The sequence below is a fragment of the Sulfuricella sp. genome (assembly GCF_035531155.1).
GTDB lineage: Bacteria > Pseudomonadota > Gammaproteobacteria > Burkholderiales > Sulfuricellaceae > Sulfuricella.
Window position 1 is genome coordinate 98,902 of the sequence record NZ_DATKTK010000042.1, and the last position, 23,214, is coordinate 122,115.

Annotated in this window: 20 protein-coding genes; 12 read left to right on the top strand and 8 right to left on the bottom strand. The window is 59.4% G+C overall.

Features of this window, described 5'->3' with window-relative positions; translation table 11 throughout:
- The first annotated feature begins 140 nt into the window (after positions 1–140).
- The 9 genes from VMV64_RS08685 (at position 141) to VMV64_RS08725 (ending at position 7,130) form a co-directional block, all read left to right on the top strand.
- A complete protein-coding gene (locus VMV64_RS08685) occupies positions 141–491 on the top strand; it encodes an iron-sulfur cluster assembly accessory protein (RefSeq protein WP_325329563.1) in 351 nt (116 codons plus the stop codon).
- A gap of 54 nt (positions 492–545) precedes the next feature.
- Positions 546–1,982 (top strand): Fe-S cluster assembly protein SufB, encoded by a 1,437-nt coding sequence (sufB, locus tag VMV64_RS08690; protein WP_325329564.1) that lies wholly within the window; start codon positions 546–548, stop codon positions 1,980–1,982.
- Complete coding sequence (sufC, locus tag VMV64_RS08695; protein ID WP_325329565.1) at positions 1,979–2,779, top strand: Fe-S cluster assembly ATPase SufC; 801 nt, start codon at positions 1,979–1,981, stop codon at positions 2,777–2,779. The genes sufB and sufC overlap by 4 nt, the downstream gene beginning before the upstream one ends.
- Complete coding sequence (gene sufD / locus VMV64_RS08700) at positions 2,776–4,083, top strand: Fe-S cluster assembly protein SufD (RefSeq protein ID WP_325329566.1); 1,308 nt, start codon at positions 2,776–2,778, stop codon at positions 4,081–4,083. The genes sufC and sufD overlap by 4 nt, the downstream gene beginning before the upstream one ends.
- Entirely contained in the window at positions 4,080–5,339 is a 1,260-nt protein-coding gene (locus VMV64_RS08705) for a cysteine desulfurase (protein WP_325329567.1), read from the top strand. Before sufD ends, VMV64_RS08705 begins: the two co-directional genes overlap by 4 nt.
- Complete coding sequence (gene sufU, locus VMV64_RS08710; protein WP_325329568.1) at positions 5,339–5,824, top strand: Fe-S cluster assembly sulfur transfer protein SufU; 486 nt, start codon at positions 5,339–5,341, stop codon at positions 5,822–5,824. Before VMV64_RS08705 ends, sufU begins: the two co-directional genes overlap by 1 nt.
- A 49-nt stretch (positions 5,825–5,873) precedes the next feature.
- Positions 5,874–6,116 (top strand): BolA family protein, encoded by a 243-nt coding sequence (locus VMV64_RS08715; RefSeq protein WP_325329569.1) that lies wholly within the window; start codon positions 5,874–5,876, stop codon positions 6,114–6,116.
- A gap of 36 nt (positions 6,117–6,152) precedes the next feature.
- Positions 6,153–6,476 (top strand): Grx4 family monothiol glutaredoxin, encoded by a 324-nt coding sequence (gene grxD, locus VMV64_RS08720; protein WP_325329617.1) that lies wholly within the window; start codon positions 6,153–6,155, stop codon positions 6,474–6,476.
- A 93-nt stretch (positions 6,477–6,569) separates the two neighbouring features.
- A complete protein-coding gene (locus VMV64_RS08725) occupies positions 6,570–7,130 on the top strand; it encodes a NifU family protein (protein ID WP_325329570.1) in 561 nt (186 codons plus the stop codon).
- 220 nt (positions 7,131–7,350) lie between these two features.
- Here VMV64_RS08725 and VMV64_RS08730 read toward each other — a convergent pair whose 3' ends face one another.
- The 4 genes from VMV64_RS08730 to VMV64_RS08745 are packed head-to-tail and all read right to left on the bottom strand — an operon-like array spanning position 7,351 to position 16,248.
- The gene (locus VMV64_RS08730; RefSeq protein WP_325329571.1) at positions 7,351–8,769 is read right to left on the bottom strand and encodes an efflux transporter outer membrane subunit; all 1,419 of its coding nucleotides are present in this window, start codon (positions 8,767–8,769) and stop codon (positions 7,351–7,353) included.
- A gap of 44 nt (positions 8,770–8,813) precedes the next feature.
- Positions 8,814–11,921, bottom strand: a complete 3,108-nt coding sequence (locus VMV64_RS08735; RefSeq protein ID WP_325329572.1) for a multidrug efflux RND transporter permease subunit — start codon at positions 11,919–11,921, stop codon at positions 8,814–8,816.
- A 14-nt stretch (positions 11,922–11,935) separates the two neighbouring features.
- The gene (locus VMV64_RS08740; protein WP_325329573.1) at positions 11,936–15,022 is read right to left on the bottom strand and encodes an MdtB/MuxB family multidrug efflux RND transporter permease subunit; all 3,087 of its coding nucleotides are present in this window, start codon (positions 15,020–15,022) and stop codon (positions 11,936–11,938) included.
- A complete protein-coding gene (locus VMV64_RS08745) occupies positions 15,019–16,248 on the bottom strand; it encodes an MdtA/MuxA family multidrug efflux RND transporter periplasmic adaptor subunit (protein WP_325329574.1) in 1,230 nt (409 codons plus the stop codon). Before VMV64_RS08745 ends, VMV64_RS08740 begins: the two co-directional genes overlap by 4 nt.
- A gap of 439 nt (positions 16,249–16,687) precedes the next feature.
- On the opposite strand from VMV64_RS08745, the gene VMV64_RS08750 reads away from it, so the two are divergent.
- The 3 genes from VMV64_RS08750 to VMV64_RS08760 all read left to right on the top strand — a co-directional run bounded on the left by VMV64_RS08750 (position 16,688) and on the right by VMV64_RS08760 (position 19,098).
- Positions 16,688–17,398: a nucleotide-binding protein gene (locus VMV64_RS08750; RefSeq protein ID WP_325329575.1), complete on the top strand. Its 711-nt coding sequence runs from the start codon at positions 16,688–16,690 to the stop codon at positions 17,396–17,398.
- A gap of 201 nt (positions 17,399–17,599) precedes the next feature.
- A complete protein-coding gene (locus VMV64_RS08755; protein ID WP_325329576.1) occupies positions 17,600–18,286 on the top strand; it encodes a DUF1345 domain-containing protein in 687 nt (228 codons plus the stop codon).
- A 47-nt stretch (positions 18,287–18,333) separates the two neighbouring features.
- Positions 18,334–19,098 carry a hypothetical protein gene (locus tag VMV64_RS08760; protein WP_325329577.1) on the top strand — a complete coding sequence of 255 codons (765 nt, stop codon included), beginning with the start codon at positions 18,334–18,336 and terminating at the stop codon, positions 19,096–19,098.
- A gap of 51 nt (positions 19,099–19,149) precedes the next feature.
- On the opposite strand, the gene ycaO is transcribed toward VMV64_RS08760, so the two are convergent.
- The 4 genes from ycaO to VMV64_RS08780 form a co-directional block, all read right to left on the bottom strand.
- Positions 19,150–20,865 (bottom strand): 30S ribosomal protein S12 methylthiotransferase accessory factor YcaO, encoded by a 1,716-nt coding sequence (gene ycaO, locus VMV64_RS08765; RefSeq protein WP_325329578.1) that lies wholly within the window; start codon positions 20,863–20,865, stop codon positions 19,150–19,152.
- A gap of 149 nt (positions 20,866–21,014) precedes the next feature.
- Positions 21,015–21,590, bottom strand: coding sequence for a DUF3365 domain-containing protein (locus VMV64_RS08770; protein WP_325329579.1), 576 nt, complete (start codon positions 21,588–21,590; stop codon positions 21,015–21,017).
- A gap of 42 nt (positions 21,591–21,632) precedes the next feature.
- The gene (locus VMV64_RS08775) at positions 21,633–22,055 is read right to left on the bottom strand and encodes a DUF1841 family protein (RefSeq protein WP_325329580.1); all 423 of its coding nucleotides are present in this window, start codon (positions 22,053–22,055) and stop codon (positions 21,633–21,635) included.
- Positions 22,048–23,145 carry an FIST C-terminal domain-containing protein gene (locus tag VMV64_RS08780; protein ID WP_325329581.1) on the bottom strand — a complete coding sequence of 366 codons (1,098 nt, stop codon included), beginning with the start codon at positions 23,143–23,145 and terminating at the stop codon, positions 22,048–22,050. The genes VMV64_RS08775 and VMV64_RS08780 overlap by 8 nt, the downstream gene beginning before the upstream one ends.
- Positions 23,146–23,214: the final 69 nt, after the last annotated feature.

A 23,214-nucleotide genomic window follows, 5' to 3' on the forward strand; every position in this document is an offset into this window, starting at 1 on the left:
TTTGAATGCAGTGTATCGAAATTAGAACGATGGCCGGCGATGGCGGTTTGACAGTATAGACACAGCGGATTTAGAGATGGGTCCCGGCATTTTTCCCTGGATTTTCCGGGTTACCTCTGTAGCTACTAGGAGTTTGACTGATGGCAATTACATTGACTGAAAGTGCGGCAAAACAGATTCAGTGCCAGCTTGCAAAGCGTGGCAAGGGGATTGCCCTGCGCATCGGCGTCAAGAAAGTTGGCTGTTCCGGGCTGGCTCACACCTTCGACTACGCTGACGAAATTCGCGCGAATGATCACATGTTCGAGTCGCATGACGCCCGTGTGGTGGTCGATGCCGACAGCCTGTCGTTCCTCGACGGCTCGCGTATCGATTTCGTCACCGAAGGCCTCAAGCAGATGTTCAAATTTGACAATCCCAACGTGGAAAGCGAATGCGGCTGCGGCGAGAGCTTCAACGTGAAGGCAAAAGCGGAAGCAGCAAAAGCGTAACCGCGTCACCACCGAACTGTTTTATTCGGTCCAGATAATGTCGGAGGCATCACCATGAGTGCAGTACTGCAAAATCTCGTCAACCAGCCCTACAGGCACGGTTTCGTCACTGACATCGAATCTGATGTCGCGGCGAAAGGGCTGAGTGAAGACACCATCCGGATGATTTCGGCCAAGAAAAACGAGCCTGAGTGGCTGCTTGAATTCCGCCTAAAGGCTTACCAGGCATGGCTCAAGATGGAAGAGCCGAAGTGGCCCAACGTCAACTATCCGAAAATTGATTTCCAGGCGATCAGCTACTACGCCGCGCCCAAAAAGAAGAAGCAACTAAAAAGCATGGACGAGGTCGATCCCGAATTGCTGCGCACCTTCGAGAAGCTCGGCGTGCCGATGCACGAACGCGCGGCGTTGGCCGGCGTCGCAGTCGACGTCATTTTCGACAGCGTGTCGGTGGCGACAACCTACAAGCACAAGCTGGCCGAGGTCGGTGTCATTTTCTGTTCGATGTCGGAAGCGGTGCATGCTTATCCAGAGCTGGTGCAGAAGTATCTCGGTACGGTGGTACCGGTCGGCGATAACTATTACGCTGCGCTCAACTCCGCAGTGTTCACCGATGGTTCGTTCTGTTTCATCCCCAAGGGCGTCAAGTGCCCGATGGATTTATCGACCTACTTCCGCATCAACACCGAGGAGTCGGGGCAGTTTGAGCGCACGCTAATCATTGCCGAGGATGGCGCGTCAGTCTCCTACCTGGAAGGCTGTACGGCACCTGCGTTCAGCACCAACCAGCTGCACGCGGCGGTGGTCGAACTGGTCGCGCTCGACAACGCCGACATCAAGTACTCGACGGTGCAGAACTGGTATGCGGGTGACGAAAACGGCGTCGGCGGGATTTACAACTTCGTAACCAAGCGCGGCATGTGCCGGGGCGTCAACTCGCGTATTTCCTGGACCCAGGTCGAGACTGGCTCGGCGATCACCTGGAAGTATCCGTCCTGCGTGCTGATTGGCGACAACTCTGTCGGTGAATTCTATTCGGTCGCGGTGACCAACCACCACCAGCAGGCCGACACCGGAACCAAAATGATCCACATCGGAAAAAATACGCGCAGCACCATTGTCAGCAAGGGCATCTCGGCCGGTCACTCCAACAACAGCTACCGCGGGCTGGTCAGGATTGGGCCTACCGCCGCGGGCGCGCGCAATTATTCGCAATGTGACTCGATGCTGATTGGCGACCAGTCCGGCGCCAACACCTTCCCCTATATTCAGGTGCGTAACAACACTGCCAAGGTCGAGCACGAGGCATCGACTTCGAAGATCGGCGAGGATCAGTTGTTCTACTTCGCGCAGCGCGGGATTGGCGCCGAGGAAGCCGTGTCGATGATCATCAACGGATTCTGCAAAGACGTATTTCAACAATTGCCGATGGAATTTGCGGTCGAGGCGACCAAGCTGCTCGGTTTCAAGTTAGAAGGGAGTGTCGGATGATATACCAGGACAGCAAAACCATACTGGAAGTACGCGGACTATGCGCGAGCGTGAACGGCATCGAAATTCTGAAAGGCCTGGACTTTACGGTGAAGAGCGGCGAAGTGCACGCCATCATGGGGCCGAACGGCTCGGGCAAGAGCACCTTCTCCAAGGTGCTTGCGGGTCACACGGCTTATGAAGTCACCGGCGGCACCGTGCTGTTCGATGGCAAGAATCTGTTTGAGCTCGCCCCCGAAGAGCGTGCGCGTGCCGGTGTGTTTCTCGCCTTTCAGTATCCGATCGAGATACCCGGTGTCGCCAACAGCCAGTTTCTGCGCCTGACTTACAATACCGTGCAGGCGCAGCGCGGCAAGGAAGAACTCGACCCGATCGAGTTTGACGACTTCGTGCGCGAGAAGATGAAGCTGCTCGAAATGAGTCCCGATTTTCTCGACCGCAGCGTCAACGAAGGCTTCTCCGGCGGAGAGAAGAAGCGCAACGAAATATTGCAGATGGCACTGCTCGATCCACGGCTGGCGATTCTCGACGAGACAGATTCCGGCCTCGACATCGATGCGCTCAGGATCGTCTCCCAGGGTGTTAACCAGCTCGCCAACAAGGACAACGCGATCGTGCTGGTGACGCACTACCAGCGTCTGTTGAACTATATCGTGCCCGACTTTGTGCACGTGATGGAGGCGGGCCGCATCATCAAGACCGGCAGCAAGGAGCTCGCACTTGAACTCGAATCCCGTGGCTACGACTGGGTCGGCGCCGAGCACAAGGCGGCGAGGGTGACGGCGGTGACGGCATGAGCACACTCACCCCTATTACTGCGGGTTACCTCCAAACCCTGCTGGCAGGGCAGCCGCAGCTGCCGGCAAGCCCGTTGGCGTGGATCAACGCGCTGCGCGCCGAGGCGGTCGATCGCCTCGGTGTGCTAACGGTGCCCACCATGCGCGACGAGGAGTGGCGATTTACCGATATTTCGCCGCTCACCAGGCTGTCATTCCAGCCAGTGCGCAGTGGCACCAGTCTGCAGGCTGCGGACATCGAGCGCTTTTATCTCGAAGAAGCCATCACCCGGCTGGTGTTTGTCGACGGTGTCTATGCGCCGCAGCTGTCCAGCATGGCCACAAACGGCGGCGTGGTGGTTGCCAATCTGCCGGCAGCAGTTGCCGCATACGCCGCGCTGATCGAACCGCATCTCGGCCGTCACGTAGCATTCCACAACAACGTATTCGCAGCGCTCAACACAGCCTTCCTGCACGATGCGGCAGTGATAGTCGTGCCGCGTGACATTGCGGTGGCAGCACCGGTGCATCTGCTGTTCATTGCGACGCAAGCGGAGGTGGCCAGCTACCCGCGTTGCTTGCTGGTTGCCGAATCCGGCAGCAGCGTAACGCTGATCGAGGATTACGTCGCGTTGCAAGATGAGGCCTATTTCATCAACCCAGTGACCGAAATCGCGCTGGCCGATCAGGCGCGCGTCAACCACATCCGGGTGCAGCGTGATAGCGGCAAGGCGTTCCATATCGCCAACTGCGCGGTATCGCTTGGACGTTCGAGCAATTATCAGGCGGTGAGTGTCGCGCTTGGCGCACAGATTTCGCGCTACAACTTCAACGTGCTGCTGGCCGATGGTGCCGAGTGCGCGGTCGACGGGTTGGCGCTAATCGGGGACAGCCAGCTTGCCGATACCCATACTTGTATCGACCACGCACAGCCGCACGGCGTGAGCCGCCAGCTGCACAAATGCATCGTCGGCGGCAGCGCGCACGCGGTGTTCAACGGCAAGGTCAAGGTGCGTCAGGGTGCGCAGCGCACCGACTCTGTGCAGTCGAGCCGCAACCTGCTGCTGACCGGCAAGGCGCACGTCGATACCAAGCCGCAACTGGAGATTTTCGCCGACGACGTGAAATGCGCGCATGGCGCGACCGTCGGCCAGCTCGACAGCGAGGAGGTGTTTTATCTGAAGAGCCGCGGACTGTCCGATACCGTCGCGCGTAATCTGCTGACTTATGCGTTCGGCGCCGAGATCATCGACCGCATCCCCATCGCCTCACTCAAGCGCCGGCTCGAACAGACGGTGCTCGAACAAACCGCCAGCCAGCCATGAACGCAAACCAAACGGCGCTCAAATCTCGCTCGGCTTCTGCATTCGATGTCGAGCGCATACGCGCCGACTTTCCGATCCTCCAGCTCAAGATCGACGGCAAGCCGCTGGTGTATCTTGACAATGCCGCATCGAGCCAGATGCCGCAGCCGGTGATCGACCGCCTGGTGCGCTATCAAACCACGCAGCACGCCAATATTCATCGTGCGGTGCACACTCTGTCTGAGACCGCGACCTGCGAATACGAAGCAGCGCGCCGCAAGTTGCAGCATTTCATCAATGCGCGTGAAGAGCGCGAAGTGATCTTCGCCAGCGGCACCACCGATGCGATCAACCTGGTGATGCACGGCTATGGCCGCAAGTTCATCAAAGCCGGCGACGAGATCATCCTGACCACGCTCGAACACCATTCGAACATCGTGCCGTGGCAGATGCTGGCTGAAGAAACCGGCGCGAAAATCCGAGTGGTGCCGATCAACGATGCCGGTGAACTGCTGATCGACGAATACGAAAAGCTGTTCAATGCACGCACCCGATTCGTCGGTGTGGCGCATGTCTCGAACGCGCTGGGCAGCATCAACCCGGTCAAGCACATGATCGCATTCGCGCATGCGCACGGCGTGCCGGTGCTGGTTGACGGTGCGCAGGCGGCACCGCACATGCCGGTTGACGTGCAGGATCTCGACTGCGACTTCTACGCATTTTCGGGCCACAAGTTGTGCGGCCCGACCGGCATCGGCATTCTTTACGGCCGTGCAGCGCTGCTCGAAAAAATGCAGCCCTTCAAGGGCGGCGGCGACATGATTTTGTCGGTGACGTTCGAAAAAACCACCTACAACACCATCCCGTACAAATTCGAGGCCGGTACGCCGCCCATCGCAGCGGCCATCGGGCTTGGCGCCGCGATTGATTACCTCTCGGCAATCGGCATGGATACTATCGCCGCGCACGAACTCGAACTGCTCAATTACGCGACCGAGCAGATGAACCACATGCCGGGCGTGCGCATTATCGGCACCGCCCGCAACAAGGCTTCGGTCATATCGTTCGCCGTCGACGGCGTACACCCGCACGACATCGGTACCCTGCTCAACCAGGAGGGTATCGCGGTACGTACCGGGCATCATTGCGCGCAGCCGGTGATGCAGCGCTTTTGCGTGCCGGCCACGTCGCGCGCCTCGTTTGCGTTCTACAACAGCATGGCCGAAGTTGATGCACTGATCGTCGGCATCCACACTGTGCAGAAGGTATTCGCATAATGGCTGACTATAAAGCCCTGTATCAAGAGGTCATCCTCGACCACAACAAAAAGCCGCGCAATTTCGGCATCATCTCGCCCGCGAGCCACCATGCGGATGGCCACAACCCCCTGTGCGGCGACCACATCAGCGTGACGCTCAACCTCGCTGGCGATAGCGTCGACGCCATCGCGTTTCAGGGTGAGTCGTGCGCGATTTGCAAGGCATCAGCCTCGATGATGACGGTCGCCGTCAAGGGCAAAACGCGCGCAGACGCTGAAACGCTGACCCAGGAATTTCTCGCCATGGCCACCGGCAAGCTCGACCTTGACAGCCCGAATCAAATCGGACGGCTCGCAGTATTCGCCGGTGTGCGCGACCTGCCGACGCGCGTCAAGTGCGCGATCCTGCCGTGGCACACGCTGCATGCCGCGTTAAATTCGGTAGCCAGCACGTCGACCGAGGCAGAGGATGACCCAATGCACGCGGCGATCGGTAACGCGTGATGATGTCCCTTGATTTTTCCACAGAGTACCAACTTGATAGGACGATAAGATGTTGACGGCAAATGAACTAAGAAGCTTCATTATGAATGGCTTGCCCTGCGATCACGTGGAAGTGCTGGGCGATGACGGCCAGCACTTCGAGGCGGTGATCGTCAGCCCGGCTTTTCAGGGAAAGCGCACACTGCAGCATCACCAGCTCGTGTACGGGGTACTGGGCTCTCGCATGCATGCGGAAATTCATGCGTTGTCGATGAAGACCTTTACCCCTGAAGAATGGTCGAAGCAAGTTTGATTTTATTGTTTATTGTTTGATATCTAGGAGTGGATGATGGATCAGAGCGAACTGGCAAGAATTAAACAAACCGTTACGGAAAACCCGATCGTGCTTTACATGAAGGGTAATGCCGCATCCCCGCGTTGTGGCTTCTCTGGCACTGCGGTGCAGGTTCTCCAGGCTTGCGGCGTGAACGACTTCGTCGCGGTCGACGTCTTGTCCGACAAGGGCGTTTACGAAAACCTTATGTACTACGCCAACTGGCCAACTTTCCCTCAGCTCTACGTCAAGGGCGAACTGGTGGGCGGCGCCGACATCATGCGCGAGATGTACCAGGCAGGTGAATTGCAGACGTTGATCAAGTCAGCCGTGGCTTGACGTAATTGAAACAGGTTGTTGGCGGGGTGCGCACTCCATGGAGTTGTTGTATTTCCGGCGCCAAGATTGTGGCCCCGCTTTCAAGAGGTTGAGATGCCGAAAATAGCCGAAATCGAAGACACACCCAATCCGAACGCGCTGAAGTTCACCCTCAGGGAACAACTGACTTGGGGAATCACGCGCTCGTATGACAACGCCGAGCAAGCGAAGGATGATGCGCTAGCCGCCGCGCTGTTTAATATTGAACATGTGACCAATGTGTTTTACGTTGATCGCTGGCTCACGGTTACACAGGACGGCGGCGCCGACTGGAAGGAACTGGCGCGCAAAGTCGCCGAGCCAATCCGCGCCGCGCCGGCGGCGGATGCGCAAGCCGCTGTCACAGTTGCAGCGGCGAGTAGTGCATACGCCGATCTGAGTTCCGCAGACCAGCAGCGCTTTGACAAGATCAGCACGCTGCTTGACGAGCAGATTCGTCCCTATCTGCAAAACGACGGCGGCGACCTCCACGTGCTTGGCCTCGACGGAAACCAGCTCAGCGTGCACTACCAGGGCGCGTGCGGCACCTGTCCGAGCTCGTTATCCGGCACTCTCAGTGCCATCGAGAATCTGGTGCGATCGATTGAACCGGACATCGAAATCGTGGCAGTTTAACTACTATAGCAACCCGATCTGGGAACGTGGTGTTGCGCGCATTAGCAAATAGTTCGAAGCTTCAGTTTTACGGTTTGCCGTAGATACCCGGTTGCATCCAAGTATCAATATTTCGGACACCATTTGGACAGAGAAATACAGCGGAAGCCATGGTTCCGAAGTGCGTGAGCCATAAACTTCATTTGTTATGCTCGATAAGCTGATAGTGAAAATGCCGGCACTATTTCACGCCTGCCGATCGCCAGTCTCCTCCAAGTGCCTTGAGCAAGGACACACTGGCAATCAATCTGCGTCCGGTGATGTCGAGGCCGCTTTTGTCCGCGCCAAGCGATGTCGCTTGCGCCGAGACCACATTTAAATAGCTAACGGTGCCCGCCACATATTGGTTGTTGGCGAGAGTGACGGATTCAGCTGCAGATTTTGCTGCTTCTTGCTGCACCTTGGCTTCTTCTCCCAGAATGCGCAGTGCGGATAAATTGTCCTCCACCTCCTGGAATCCGGTCAGGACAGTCTGGCGATAAGCAGCGACGTTATTGTCGAATACCGCGATTGCCTGCTCCTTCTGCGCTAACCGCGCCCCGCCGTCGAACAGGGTGGCCGCGAGTGCCGGACCGAGGGACCAGAACCGGTTCGGCAGTGATATCAGGTTGGCAAAACTGGAACTTTGATATCCTGTCGAAGCACTGAGCATAAGCGATGGAAATAACGCGGCTTGGGCAATGCCGATCTGTGCGTTCGCCGCCGCGGCACGGCGCTCCGCCGCCGCGATGTCGGGGCGGCGTTCGAGTAGTTCGGACGGCACGCCAACGGGGATGTCCGGTATGCTCGGGAGACTGTTGTTCGGTTCCAGCTTGAAGTCGGCCGGCGCCTTGCCAACCAGCAGGGCAATCGCATGTTCCAGTTGTGACCGTTGCACACCGAGATCAATTGCCTGAGCCTGGGTGGATTTCAACTGTGTTTCAGCCTGAGCTACGTCGATTCGTCCTGCAACGCCGGCTTCATAACGGTTTCTGGTAATTTGCAGCGACCTTTCATAGGCGGCTACAGTCTGCTCCAGCAATTGCCGCTCTACATCGTTGATGCGCAATTGCAGGTAAGTCTGTGCCAGCGTGGACTGGGCGCTAAGCAATGCCGCTTGCAGGTCTGCAGCACTGGCTTCGGCCGATGCTTGGTTCGATTCAACGGTTCTCCCTATCCGGCCCCACACATCCGCTTCCCAGCTGGCAGAGAGCGAAATCCGGTCGGTGTTGCCGATCGGAGCAGCAGGAAGAATCGTCCCGGAGGCCGACATGGACTGCCCGCGGTTCGCCGCAATGCCGGCGGACACCGTTGGGAAATAGCCGGAGCGCGCCGCACCAAGGAGCGCCAGCGCCTGCCGGTATTTGGCCTCGGCGGCGCGGATATTCTGGTTGGACAACTCGACTTGCTGCACCAACGCATTCAATTGCGGGTCGCCATAGATTTCCCACCACCTGCCGCGCGGGGCGTGATCCTGCGGTTCAGCCATCTTCCAGCCCTGCGCCTCCTTGTAAGCGACCGGTGTTTCGACCACGGGCTGGCGATAGTCCGGCCCGACCGCACATCCGGCCAGAGCCAGGATGGGCAGTAGAAAGAGGATGTTGCCGGTTTTGATCGTCATTTCAATACTCCCGGAGTCGAGCCCGGCTCCTTGTCTTTTCATATTCATGGTCGCGCCGCAGTCTGCAGCGATTCGGTACGCGCCCGCCTTTGCCAGATATCCAGACACCACAGCCGGAATCGGTCGAAGTACAGATAGACCACCGGTGTCGTGTAAAGCGTCAGCAACTGGCTCAGGATCAGCCCGCCGACGATGGACACCCCCAGCGGCTGGCGCAGTTCGGCGCCGTCGCCCGAGCCCAGGGCAAGCGGCAGCGCGCCGAACAAGGCCGCCATGGTGGTCATCATGATCGGGCGGAAACGCAGCAAACAGGCCTCATGGATCGCATCGCGCGGGCTCAGGCCGCGCTGCCGTTCAGCAGCCAGCGCGAAGTCGATCATCATGATCGCGTTCTTCTTGACGATGCCGATGAGCAGGATGACGCCGATCAGCGCGATGATGCTGAATTCCATTTTGAACGCGAGCAGCGCCAGAATCGCGCCCACCCCTGCCGAAGGCAATGTCGACAGGATGGTGACCGGATGGACATAGCTTTCGTAAAGCACGCCAAGCACGATGTAGAGCGTGAGCAGGGCGGCGAGGATGAGCATGGGCTGGTTGTCGAGCGAAGCCTGAAACGCCTTGGCCGTGCCCTGGAAGGTGCCATGCACGGCAGTGGGCACGCCGATCTTCGCCATCGCGTCCTGGATCAGGCGCGTGGCCTGGGAGAGCGACACGCCGACCGGCAGGTTGAAGGAGATCGTCGAGGCGACGAATTGTCCCTGGTGGTTGACCGCCAGTGGCGTCGCCGTCGGCTCCCAGCGGGCGAAGGCAGCCAGCGGCACCTGCACGCCGCCTGGGGCGATGACGAACACGTCCTTGAGCATTTCCGGACTCTGCCAGTATTGCGGCGCGGCTTCCATCACCACATGGTACTGGTTGAGGGGATTGTAGATCGTCGACACCTGGCGCTGGCCGAACAGGTCGTTCAACGTCGTGTCGATCAGTTTTGAGGTGAGTCCAAGCCGCGCGGCGGCATCGCGGTCGATGATGAGCGAGGTCTGCATTCCTTTGTCCTGCTGGTCGGTGTTGACGTCGGTGAGTTGCGGCAATTCGCTCAATGCCTGACGAATGCGCGGTTCCCACTGCCGCAGCTCATCGATCCTGTCGGCCTGCAAGGTGAACTGGTACTGGGCGTTGCTGGCGCGCCCGCCGACGCGAATGTCCTGCACCGCCTGCAAGAACAGGTTGGCGCCGGGTTCGTGCGCCAGCTTGCCGCGCAGCCGGGCAATCACTTTGTCGACCGACAGCTTGCGTTCCGCCAGCGGCTTGAGTCCGACGAACATCCGTCCGCTGTTGGTTTGCCCGCCACCAGTGAAGCCGACGACGCTGTCCACAGCGGGGTCCTGGCGGACGATTTCGACGAAGGCGGCAAGCTTGTCGCGCATGGACTGGAAGGAAATGCTTTGATCCGCCTGAATGGAGCCCACCAGCCGGCCAGTGTCCTGTTGCGGGAAAAATCCCTTGGGAATGATGGTGTAAAGATAAATATTGAGGCCGACAATCGCCAGCAGCAGCAACAGCATGATGCGACCGTGGGCGAGAGCCCAGTCGAGCGACACCCGGTAGCCGTGCAGCATCGCCGCAAAGGCTCTCTCGCTGGCCCGATTGAAGCGCCCTTGCGGTGTGCTTGCCTGCGGGCGCAACAGCCGGGCGCACATCATCGGCGTGACAGTCAGCGATACCACCAGCGACACCAGAATGGCCGCCGAGAGCGTGACGGCGAACTCGCGGAACAGCCGCCCGACGATGCCGCCCATCATCAGGATGGGAATAAACACGGCGATCAGCGACAGGCTCATCGAGAGCACCGTGAAACTCACTTCGCGCGCCCCTTGCAGGGCGGCCTTGAACGGCTCCATGCCGCTCTCGATGTGGCGGGAAATGTTCTCCAGCACCACCACGGCATCGTCCACCACGAACCCGGTGGCGATGGTCAGCGCCATCAGCGAAATGTTGTTCAGGCTGAAACCGGCCAGGTACATCACGCCAAAGGTGCCGATCAGAGAAACCGGTACCGCAACGCTGGGAATGATTGCCGCCCGTCCATTGCGCAGGAACAGGAACACCACCATCACCACCAGCGCGATCGAAATCAGCAGCGCTTGTTCTACTGCGCGCAGCGATGCCCGGATGGTCGGCGTGCGATCCATCACTACCGCCAGCTCGATCGATGCCGGAATCGACGCGCGCAATTGCGGCAGCAGCGCCTTCACCCGATCCACCGTTTCAATGATATTGGCGCCCGGCTGACGGAACAGGATCATCATCACGGCCGGTTTGCCGTTGACCAGCCCGGCATTGCGGATATCCTGCACCGAGTCCTCCACCCGGGCGACATCGCCGAGCCGGACAGCGGCGCCGTTGCGGTAAGCCACGATGAGCGGCTGATACTCGGCAGCCTTCTTGGCCTGGTCGTTGGCCAGAATCTGCCAGTGATTTTCCCCGTCTTCGAGCGCGCCCTTGGGCCGGTTGGCATTGGTGGCGACGATCGCCGCGCGGGCGTCCTCCACGCCGATGCCATACTTGTTCAATGCGCTCGGATTAAGCTCCACACGCACGGCGGGCAAGGAACTACCGCCCACAGTCACATCGCCGATGCCTTGTACCCGGGAGATTTTCTGCGCCAGGATGGTCGAGGCGGCATCGTACATTTGTCCGCGCGACAAGGATTCCGAGGTGAGGGAAAGAATCATGATCGGCGCATCGGCCGGATTGACCTTGCGATAGGTCGGTTTGTTCGGCATGCCGGTGGGCAGCAGGCCTTGCGCCGCGTTAAGGGCGGCCTGGACGTCGCGCGCCGCGCCATTGATGTTACGATCAAGGTCGAATTGCAGCGTGATGCGGGTTGAACCGAGCGAACTGGACGAAGTGATCTCGGTGACGCCCGCGATCAGACCGAGCGAGCGCTCGAGCGGCGTGGCCACCGTGGCGGCCATGGTTTCCGGGCTTGCGCCCGGCAGCGAGGCCTGCACCGAAATGGTCGGAAAATCGACCTGGGGCAGCGGCGACACGGGAAGCAGCCCGAATGCAATCGCTCCCGCCAGGGTGATGCCCAGTGCCAGCAAGGTGGTGGCGACCGGACGCGAGATAAAGGTGGCGGAAAAGCTCATGGCAATGGCCTGGGTTATTCGACAGCGTCGATTCGAGGCTGGCCCGAGGCGAAGCGCTGCGCCAACCGGTCGAAGGCAAGGTAAATCACCGGCGTCGTAAACAGGGTCAGCACCTGGCTCACCAGCAGGCCCCCGACCATGGTGATACCCAGGGGATGGCGCAATTCGGAGCCGACACCGGTGCCGAGCATCAGCGGCAACGCGGCGAGCAGGGCGGACAGGGTGGTCATCAGGATCGGCCGGAAACGCAACAGGCAGGCTTCGAAGATCGCTTCGCGCGCTGTCTTGCCGTGCTTGCGCTCGGCATCCAGAGCGAAGTCGATCATCATGATGGCATTCTTCTTGACGATGCCGATCAGCAGGATGATGCCGATGACACCCAGACTGGTGCGCGACATTTGCAGCGCCAGCAAAGCGCCGACCCCCGCCGAGGGCAGAGTGGACAGGATCGTGACCGGGTGAATATAGCTTTCATAGAGCACGCCGAGAACGATGTACATGGTGACGATGGCCGCGAGGATCAGCAGCAGCGTGTTATCCAGCGAAGCCTGGAAGGCCAGGGCGGCGCCCTGGAAACCGGTCTGCAGGCTGGCAGGCAGGCCGAGTTCCAGTTCCGCGCTACGAATGACCTTGACCGCGTCGCCAAGCGAAACGCCGGGCGCAAGGTTGAAGGAAATCGTGGCGGCCGGAAACTGGCTGATATGATTGACGGCCAGTTGTGTCGCGCGCTCTGAAAATCGGGCAATGCTTGAGAGCGGCACCTGGGCGCCGGTAGGGGAGACGATATAAATGCCATTCAGCGCCTCCAGTCCCTTCTGGAAATCGGGTTTGACTTCAAGCACCACGCGATACAGATTCGACTGGGTGAAGATGGTCGAGATCAGCCGCTGGCCGAAAGCGTTGTAAAGCGCGTTGTCGATTGCTGCGGGAGTGATGCCGAGCCGGCCGGCACTGTCACGGTCGATTTCGACATAGGCCTGCAAACCCTGATCCTGTATGTCGCTGGCGACGTCCGCCAGCGCCGGCAACTGGCGCAGGCGCTCAATCAGTTTGGGCGCCCATGCGGCAAGTTCGGCCGGGTTGGCGTCTTCAAGGCTGAACTGGTACTGGGTGCGGCTGACCCGGTTTTCGATCGTCAGGTCTTGCACCGGCTGCATGTACATGGTGATTCCCCGCACTTGCGCCAGCTTCGGTTGCAGGCGGCGGATGATGCCGGAAGCATCGGCATCCCGTTTGTTCTTGGGCTTGAGGTTGATCAGCATGCGACCGCTGTTAAGGGTGGCATTGGTGCCATCGATCCCGATAAACGATGACAAGCTCTCCACCGCCGGGTCTTTCAGCACCACCTCGGCGAGCGCCTGTTGCCGTTCCGCCATTGCCGCAAAGGAGGCCGTCTGGGGCGCTTCGGTAATACCCTGGATCACGCCGGTGTCCTGCACCGGAAAAAATCCCTTAGGAATGAATATGTAGAGCAACACGGTGAGCGCCAAAGTGGCGACGGCCACCAGCAGCGTAGCGCGCTGGCGGTCGAGCACCCAGTTGAGCATGACGCCGTAACGCGCGATAACCGCATCGAGGAAAGCGCCGCTTTTCCGGAAAAGCCAGCCATGATCGGCGACGGACGTATGACGCAACAGTTTTGCGCACATCATCGGGGTGAGCGTGAGCGAAACCACCGCGGAGATCAGGATTGCCACTGCCAGCGTAATGGCGAATTCGCGAAACAGCCGACCGACAACGTCGCCCATGAACAGCAGCGGAATCAGCACCGCGATCAGCGAAAAGGTCAGCGAGATGATGGTGAAGCCGATCTGCTCGGCGCCCTTCAACGCCGCCTGCAAGGGCGGTTCGCCAGCCTCGATATAGCGTGAGATATTCTCGATCATCACGATCGCGTCATCCACCACGAATCCGGTGGCGATAGTCAGTGCCATCAGCGTCAGGTTGTTGATGCTGAAGCCGGCCAGATGCATCACGCCGAAGGTGCCGATCAGCGATAGCGGAACAGCGATGCTGGGGATGACTGTGGCGGACACACTGCGCAGGAACAGAAAAATCACCATCACCACCAGCGCGACCGACAGCAGCAACTCGAAGCGGACATCTTCCACCGAGGCGCGGATGGTGGTGGTACGATCGGTCAGCATCTTGACCTCGACCGAGCCGGGCAGTGTCGTCTGTAGTTGCGGCAGCGTTTTCTTGATACGGTCCACTGTTTCGATGACGTTGGCGCCGGGCTGACGCCGGATATTCAGGATCACCGCCGGGGTCTTGTTGGCCCAGGCAGCAAGATGAGTGTTCTCGGCGCCGTCGATGGCGTCAGCCACATCGTTCAAACGAATCGGGGCTCCGTTGCGCCAGGCGATGATGAGTTGCCGGTACTCCTCGGCAGATTTGAGCTGGTCGTTGGCGTCCAGGGTCGAGGCCCGCGCCGGACCGTCGAAACTGCCTTTCGCCATGTTGACGTTGGCGTTGCCGATCGCGGTGCGAATGTCGTCGAGATTGAGCCCTTTCGCGGCCAGGGCTTTCGGGTTGGCCTGAATGCGTACCGCGGGCCGCTGCCCGCCGCCGATGCTGACCAGGCCGACACCGGGCAACTGCGAGAGTTTTTGTGCCAGTCGCGTGTCCACCAGGTCTTCCACCTTCGGCAGCGGCAGCGATTCTGACGTGACCGCCAGCGTGACGATGGGCGCATCGGCCGGATTGACCTTGCTGTAGATCGGCGGCATCGGCAGATCCAGAGGCAGGAAAGAGCTGGCAGCGTTGATCGCCGCCTGCACTTCCTGTTCGGCCACATCCAGGGAGAGGTCGAGTCCGAATTGCAGTGTGATGACCGAGGCGCCGCCCGAACTGCTGGACGACATCTGGTTCAGACCGGGCATCTGGCCGAACTGGCGCTCCAGCGGCGCGGTAATCGAGGATGTCGTCACGTCCGGGCTGGCGCCGGGGTAGAGGGTAGTCACCTGGATGGTCGGGTAATCGATCTCCGGCAAGGCAGAAATCGGCAGTAAGCGGTAGGCCAGCATTCCCGCCAGCAGAATGGCAGCCATCAGCAGCGAGGTTGCGACTGGCCGCAGGATGAACAGGCGCGACGGGTTCATGCCCCGTCCTTGCTCTCGGTCGGCGCTTTGCGGTGATTAGGGCGCCCACCCTTTCGTGGCGTGGTTTTCTGTTCGGCCTCCCGTGCGACGGGCAAGCTCACCTCCACTTTGGCATCCTGACGTAGCTTGTCCACGCCGTCGATCACCACCTGTTCGCCAGGCGCCACACCCTTTTCGACCGCTACAATGTCGCCCGAAACCGGCCCGAGCACGACGGGTTGCAGGTTCACCGATTTGTCTTCCTTCACCACATAAAGAAAAGTGCCCTGCGTGCCGCGCTGGATTGCCGCGACGGGAACCAGGGTAAGACCATGCCGGGTCTCGACGCGCAGGCGGGCATTGACGAACTGGTTGGGGAAAAGGGCGTTATCGGCATTCGGGAATTCGGCCTTGAGCTTCACCGTGCCGGTTGTCGTGTCGATCTGGTTGTCCACTGTCAGCAGCTTGCCGGTCGCCAGCTTGGCCTTGCCCTCCCGATCCCATGCTTCGACCGCCAGTGTTTCGTTTGCTTGCAGCTTCCCGATCACGGCGGAGAGATTGTCCGCAGGAATGGCGAAGACAACGGCGATCGGCTGGGTCTGGGTGATGACGACCAGTCCGCCAGTGTCGCTGGCGTGTACCATGTTGCCGGCGTCAACCAGGCGCAGCCCGAGGCGGCCGGGGACCGGCGCCGTCACGCGCGTGAATCCGTGTTGGAGCCTGGCGTTATCCACCAATGCCCGATCCGTTAGTACCTGTCCTTCGTATTGGCGCACCAGTGCTCCCTGCGCATCGACCTGCTGTGCGGCGATCGAGTCTTTAGCGAGCAGGCCGCGGTAGCGCTCCAGATCGAGCCGCGCATTGGCAAGCAGCGCCTGATCCCGCACCAGCTGTCCGTTTGCCTGGTCCAGTTGCGCCAGGAAGGTCCGAGGATCGATTTCTGCAAGCACCTCTCCCGCCTTGACCAGTTGCCCCTCGCGGAAGGCAATGCGTACCAACTGCCCATCGACACGGGGTTTTATCGTGACCGTGTTGCGCGCGGTGACCGTGCCCAGCGCGTTGATAACGACGTCGATGTCGCCAGCCCGGGCAGCCGCAGCTACCACTGGCACCGGCCGGCCGGCACCGTTCCTGTCGCTTCGCCCCGCATTAGACGTTTGTGTTTCCTGCTTGCCGTAGAAAACGGCCGCAGCCGCGCCGACCATCGCCAACACTGCGACTGCAATCCAGATGGTCCTGTTCTTCATACCGAACTCCTGTGCGGTTTAACGCATTTTTTAGTTATTTGTTTCCTGCATATGCGATTATCAATGTGATCGTTTTCATAGCCATCATCCTTTCCTTGCGGCCGCGTCTGGACGTCTTCGACCGTACTACCGCCCTAGTTTAAAAAATCGTAAGCCCCGTGCTTAGAAGCGAGTTGCTTCAAGCTCAAGAGTTGGGACCGGCGGATTGGGCTACCTTACGACAATCTTGCATAAAGTTATGTAGCGAATTGTATCAGTACATTTCAATTGAATATCTCCGTAACTCTTTGTAATAATGGCTGATGGCCGGCGTCAGCGCCACGGCCTGATTCTGATTCGAAAGGCGGCCCGCGAGTCGCCATAGACCAAGTGCCTGACGTTGTCGCTGACGGGCGTTCCTGTTATGCTCAAAAACCCGTCCCGAAGGAGTATCCAGACCATGAAAGCCCTGTTGGCGATCAGCATGATTGTTACTGCCACATTCGTTTGGGCAGGTGAAAACCCTGCCCCCCTCCCTCCTGCAGCCGCCGTCGTCAAGGGCGAGGTGCTAGAGGCCAAGGACGTCGAGAGTTATACCTACCTCCGCCTCAAGACCAAGGACGGCGAGACCTGGGCTGCGGTCGGCAAGGCACCGGTCAGGAAAGGCGCCGAAGTCACGATTGAAAACGTGATGGTCATGAAAAACTTCGAGAGCAAGTCGCTGAAGAAGACTTTCCCGACGATTCTTTTCGGTACCTTGGGCGGTGCGGGAGGAAGTGCGCCGGGTGCCGGCAATGACATGGCTACGGCTCGCTCCGGCCTTGCCAAGACGGCGGACACCGGTGATATCCATGTCCCCAAGGCCAGCGGCGCGAACGCGCGGACCGTTGCGGAAATCATGACGAAGGGTGCCGAGCTGAAGGACAAGCCTGTTCTGGTTCGCGGCAAGGTCGTGAAGTACAACCCGGAGATCATGGGAAAAAACTGGATCCATCTGCGCGATGGCTCGGGTTCCGTCGCGAACAATACGAACGACGTTCTCGTGACGACCACGAATCAGGCGAAGACCGGGGATGTCGTGACGGTGAAGGGCGTCGTCCACACCGACAAGGATTTCGGGTCAGGCTATTCCTATAAGGTGCTCATCGAAGAAGCGACGCTGCAGCAGTGATCGGCTGCGACAGGCGTCGCCAATCGATTGTGCCACGCTCGGCTTGCCGATGGGCGCGGTATGGGGTCTGTGTCGCGAGGGGTCGCCTGCGTAGGCGCAATAACCAGCAGTCATTGCGCTTGGAGGCACTCTTTCAGCGGGTTACGCTACGCTAATTCGCCCTACGCGGGCTGAACAAATAACCCCATAAATCACTATCACATGACCGATATTCCTAATTCAGCCTATCGTCCAGTTTTCGTACGTATTATTCTTTCACGACCAAGACTATTCAGCTCGATTCTGGTCGGAGTGCTGATTGTATTATTTATACCAAGATCTTTAGCATTGCACGAAATTACGCGGGCGATTGTTGGCTGGAATGTCGGGGCGTGGCTTTATTTGATGTTGGCGGCTCGCATGATGTTCTGGACTACCCGTGAAAGAATGCGTGTCCGCTCCATAGAGCAAGATGATGGGAAATTTGTCATTCTGGGGATGGTGATCGTCGCGGCTATTGCGTCTCTCGGTGCAATATTTGCAGAACTTGCAGTGGTCAAGGACATGCACGGCATGCTTCGGTATGCACACATCGCACTCGCTGTGCTGACCATCTTGTCTTCATGGGCATTTACTCAAGTGATGTTTGCGCTGCACTACGCACATGACTTCTATGTCGCTCAAGAGTGCGGCAGTCCAGGTGGGCTGGAATTCCCCAATGCGACTGCGCCAGACTATAGCGATTTCCTGTATTTTTCCTGCGTGATAGGAACCTCTGGTCAGACGGCTGACGTAAGCTTCACTAGCAGATCGATGCGTCGAACAGGGCTAGTACACTGCGTCTTGGCATTCTTTTTCAATACCACTTTGGTGGCTTTGACCATTAATATTGCGTCTGGCTTGATATGAGCATGTAGTAGTGCGATTTACTCGCGGCAAATAAATCGGAGAAAGCAGTGCTCATTGGTAAATTGAAGAACGTCGTCGGGGCTGGAGTGTATGGAACGCTGTTGGGAATGTCTGGGGTGTATGCAGATACCGCAACTCTGGGCGAGGCTGAGGTTGCAGCAGTCGACGCCGGGGCTTTCAAGCTCACACCCTCCTACTATGTCACCACCCACGAAAAGGATGCGACCGATCTCAATCTGCGTGCGAATCATGGCCCACATGCCATTTGGCTAGGCCACTACCAGCGCGGCAGTGAGTTTGAGCAGACCCGCACCGGCTACGAATATACGCTGCAAATTCCCTTCGGCCAGTTGGTACCCTCATTGCAATTGGCCTCTCACGGCTTCGCCGGAGGTTCCATCAACGCTCAGATCGGTGACTCGATCTATGCTCTGCTCGGTTTCGGGCGCACCAACACGAGGGACTACTACAACCTCAATTTTGACCCGAACGATTCCGTCGTCTATGGGCTCGGGACCCGCCTGCTACCTAAATCAACCCTCTCGTTATTTACCGTCAAGGACAACCGTCTCCACACCGGCCAGATGGTTACTCACGCAGTCTGGCGCATGTTGCCAGACGACCATCAGCGGTGGACGGTGGATTTATCGAGCAAGCATGGCCGCGCAACGGCCGATGACGAATCAGTGTCCGGCAAGGCGCTTTCATTGACCTACGACTACCGGGATATCTTTTTCCGACTGGCACGGGACCGGAAAGTCAATTTCACCGCCGAGGATCAGTCCCGTTTGTCCGTTGGGCTGCGATTTTAGGGATTTCTTCTTCGGTGTTCAGTGCCTTTTAAAAAGAAAACTTAAACCAGCTTATATCGCGTGCAACTTCCCATAAGCTTCAAGCAGGCGCAGGTGCATATCACACCCTTCCAGTGCCATACCCGGCGCGTGCAGCCCAAAAAAGCGCTGTTCCCCGTTGAGCAGGGCTTGCGCCTGTTGCAGCGTATCCGCGCCATAAAGGTGTTTTAGTGAGTCGCTGTAGGGGGCGGCATCGCCCAGGTTGAGCAGGCTTTCGATGCAGCGGTAAACCTTGCGGCGCTGTTCGTTCAATTGCTCGAAATGGCGTACCCAGTCGCAGCCTTCGCGGATCGCTTCTTCATCGCCGATCGCCAGCGCCAGCAGGGTTTTCAGCTCGCCCACGCGCAAGTCTTTCCAGAATGAGTCGGCATCGGCAGCCAAGCCGATCAGTGCCGCGACCGGTCGCTGGTCGGCAAGACCTAGCTCGATCAGGGTGTCCAGCAGTTCGGCGCATTCGTCATCGTCCAGCTCAGACAGGCGCAGGACAGCGGGGCGGATATCGTTGCCGACGCTGTTGTTTTCCCATTCCAGATCGTCGACCGGATAAATCTCCGACATGCCGGGCACAATGATGCGGCAGGCATAGACGCCCAGATGGGCGAAGTCGGCGATATAGATGTCGCGCTGTTCGGCGTGGATGCGCTCAACCAGCCAGGCATAGTCTTCCTCGGTGGTATTGCTGAAATTCCAGTCACTGAATTCGAAATCCGGGGTGTCGCCGAGGAAGTTCCAGCTGATGATGCCGCTGGAATCGACGAAGTGGATTTCGATATTCGGCGAGCTGGCGATTTCGTCCAGGTCGAAACCCGGTTCGGGGAAGCCGCCCAGTGCGTCCAGCGCACGCCCTTGCAACAGTTCGGTGAGGGAGCGCTCGAGGGCGATTTCGAAGCGCGGGTGGGCGCCGAAGCTGGAGAAGCAGCCCTGGTCGTGCGGGTTGAGCAGGGTCACGTTCATGACCGGATATTGCCCGCCCAGCGAGGCGTCCTTGACCAGGATGCCGAAGCCCGCCTCGCGCAATGCGCGGATGCCCGCCTCTATGCGCGGGTAGCGGGCGATCACCTCGTCCGGTACTTCCGGCAGGCACAACCCTTCGCTGATGATGCGGAATTTTACGTGGCGTTCGAAAATTTCCGACAGCGCCTGGGTGCGCGCCTCGGCGGGGGAGTTGCCCGCCGACATGCCGTTGCTGACGTACAGGTTGCCGATGATGTTGACCGGAAACCAGACACGGATGCCGTCGCGGCTCCGGATGTAGGGCAGGGCGCAAATGCCGGCTTCGGCGTTGCCGGAGTTCAGGTCGACCAGTGTGGCGGCATCGATGGTGCCCTCCGGGTTGTAGAACTGGCGCAGTTCCGGCGTGAGCAGCTCGTCCGGCCAGCCGCCATCGTCGCCCGGCTTGAACCATTGCTCTTGCGGATAATGGGTGAACGCGCGCCGGGCAGTCGCTTCGCCCAGATAATAATGCGACCAGAAGTAGTTGCAGCTCAGGCGCTCGAAAAACTCGCCCAGCGCGCTCGCCAGGGCCGCCAGTTTCGATGCGCCCTTGCCGTTGGTGAACAGCAGCGGGCAGTCGCGATCACGGATATGCACCGACCAGACATTGTCTATTGGATTCAGCCATGAGCGCTCTTCGATATGGAAACCCAGGGCGGCCAGCTTGGCTTGCATGGAACTGATGGAGGATTCCAGCGAGGCATCTTTGCCCGCGATAAAACTTTCTGTGTGCATGTGGGCATCCTGCCGGGAAGGGGGTGGGATTAACTAAATGATTGGCGCAGAGTTTATCTGACACTGATTTTTTCGCGCGGTTCAGGCTACCAGAAGAAGACGGGAAATGAAAACGCCCCGCCGGGGCGGGGCGTTTTCAGCAAGCCGGATTACAGCGGGCGCTTGATGCTGAAGCCGCCGCGGATCTGACCCAAGGTGTAGCCGGTGGCCTTATCGTGGGGGTATTCGGCCTTCAGCGCATCCTTCACATTCTGCGGGATGGTTTCATCCGTGCCGTGGCATTTCAGACACACATCCTGCACCGGGATGGCTTTCATGTAGCGGAAGAATTTGCCCTGTGGTTCGGTGACGACCTCGGCAAATTCCATGTTGGCCGGGTTTTCCTTCTCCATGCGTTTTTCGAAGTCGGCCAGCACTTTCTGCTCCCAGACATCCGGCATGCCCAGCGCAGCGTTGCGCGTCTTCAGGGACTTGCGGCCGACGTTCCAGCCGTTCTTGCGCGAGACTTCGGAGGCGATGGCGGGCGCCACGTCTCGGCACACCTTGATGGCGGCGACCGGGCCGTTGGCCTTCATCTCCTTCTGCATTTCACCGCCCAGTTGCGAGGCGAACTCCTTGACGATCTTGCGGCTTTCTTCCTGGTACTGGGCCATGTCGTCAGCGAAGGCGGGAAGGGCGCTGGTGGCCAGTAGCAGGGTGGTGGAAATGAGCAATTGTTTTTTCATCGTAGTCTCCTGTCGGGGTTTAAACGTGATCATTCGATCATTCTAGCATTTTTCCAGGCAATCCAAATAGATCGCCGGGTCGGGCTGGGTGCGCTGGCGTTGCGCTTGCCAGATCATTTCCGCCAGGCAGTCCATGATCAAATGCTCGGCGTCGTGCGCGCTGCCGGTCTTTTCCAGCAGGCGTCGGTAATGGGCGGCGATGCCGCGCGGCTGGTCGATCGGCAGTTGCTCGCGGATCGCCAAATGCAGGCCCAAGTGCAGGAAGGGGTTGGTTTCGCCGGCATCCGGCAAATAATCGCGCTCGGCATAGCGTTCCGGATTATCGAAAATGGTGTGGTATTCGGGGTGCTGCTGCATCAGGTCGAGCGCGATGGCTTCGAGGTCGGACAGGGGCTGCCGTTCGCGGTATTTTTGCCAGGCATCGAAGAAGAAGCGGCGCGCCTGGTCACGGGTCGGGTTAAACATGGCGGGCTTCCCTGAATAAACCCAGCACGGCGGCGTACTGCAGCAACTGGTTGACGCCGTCCAGCGGCCCGATTTCGCCATTGCCGTAGAAGCCGATCAGCGGCAGGTCCGGGAAGCGCTGCTTGACCAGGTCGAGGTCGCGATCCACCCCGCCGTAAAAATAGGGGCCGCGTCCCATGCAGGGAAACAGCAGGCCGAAATCGGGCGGGGCATCGAGTTCCTGCTGCAAGCGGTCTATCGTCAGGCGCATGTCGCGTTCGGCGGCGAGCGGCTGGCGCACCGCCCAGAACATCTGCTCTCCGGGCGTAAGCCGCGCCGACAGGGTGACCGAGCGATCCTCGGCATTGGCGGAAATAATCGGTGCGAGGCGGAAGCGGCCCTCGGCGATAGCCGTGGCCGGATCGCCGTGGATAATCCCGGCCATCAGCAGGTGCAGGGGGAGGTTATCCTCGCTGCGGAGGTCGAGAGGCAGTTCGCGCGTCAGCACGTTCATGGCAGGTTGCTGCCCGAGTGAGATTACATCGTAGCCGCTGGCCTGGGTGATTACTAGCGGCTCGCTCAGGGCACGGATGCCCTGGGAAACGCGGACGGCGCCGCTTGCACCGGCTAACCGGGTTTCGCAGCGGCCGCTTTCCGCCGTCCTGCCGCCGCACCAAACCTTGAACGGCCCCTGCCCGGTCGCATCTCCCGATACCCCGCCGAAGCGTCGCCCTGGTTCGCTGATCCAGGCGGAGTTGAGGGCATTTGGGGCGGCCAGTGACAGGATCAGGTCGTCCGGCTGCGGTTGTGGCGCGGGGGCCAGGCTGATATCGCCGCCAAATACCATTGCGGCAGCGGCTGGAGCGTCCAGCACCCAGTCCTGATCGGTGAAAATTCCCGCTGCGGAGCAGCCGATAATGCGGGTGCAGTTGCTGGCTCGGGACGCGGCCAGGAGAGCGGACTTGGGGTCGCGGGCGAATTCCGGGGTGAGGAACAGCAGTACGCTGTTGGCGATAGTCAGCCCGGCCTTCCCCATGGCGGCCGCAACGGCTTGGCCGGCAAGCCGTGGTTCGGCGATGGGGGCGGTGGCGAGTCCTGTAGCGATGGTCATTTCAAGTGAGGTTCCATAAACGTCAATATAGTCACGGATTAACACAGATTCCAAGAATTGTATCTGTGT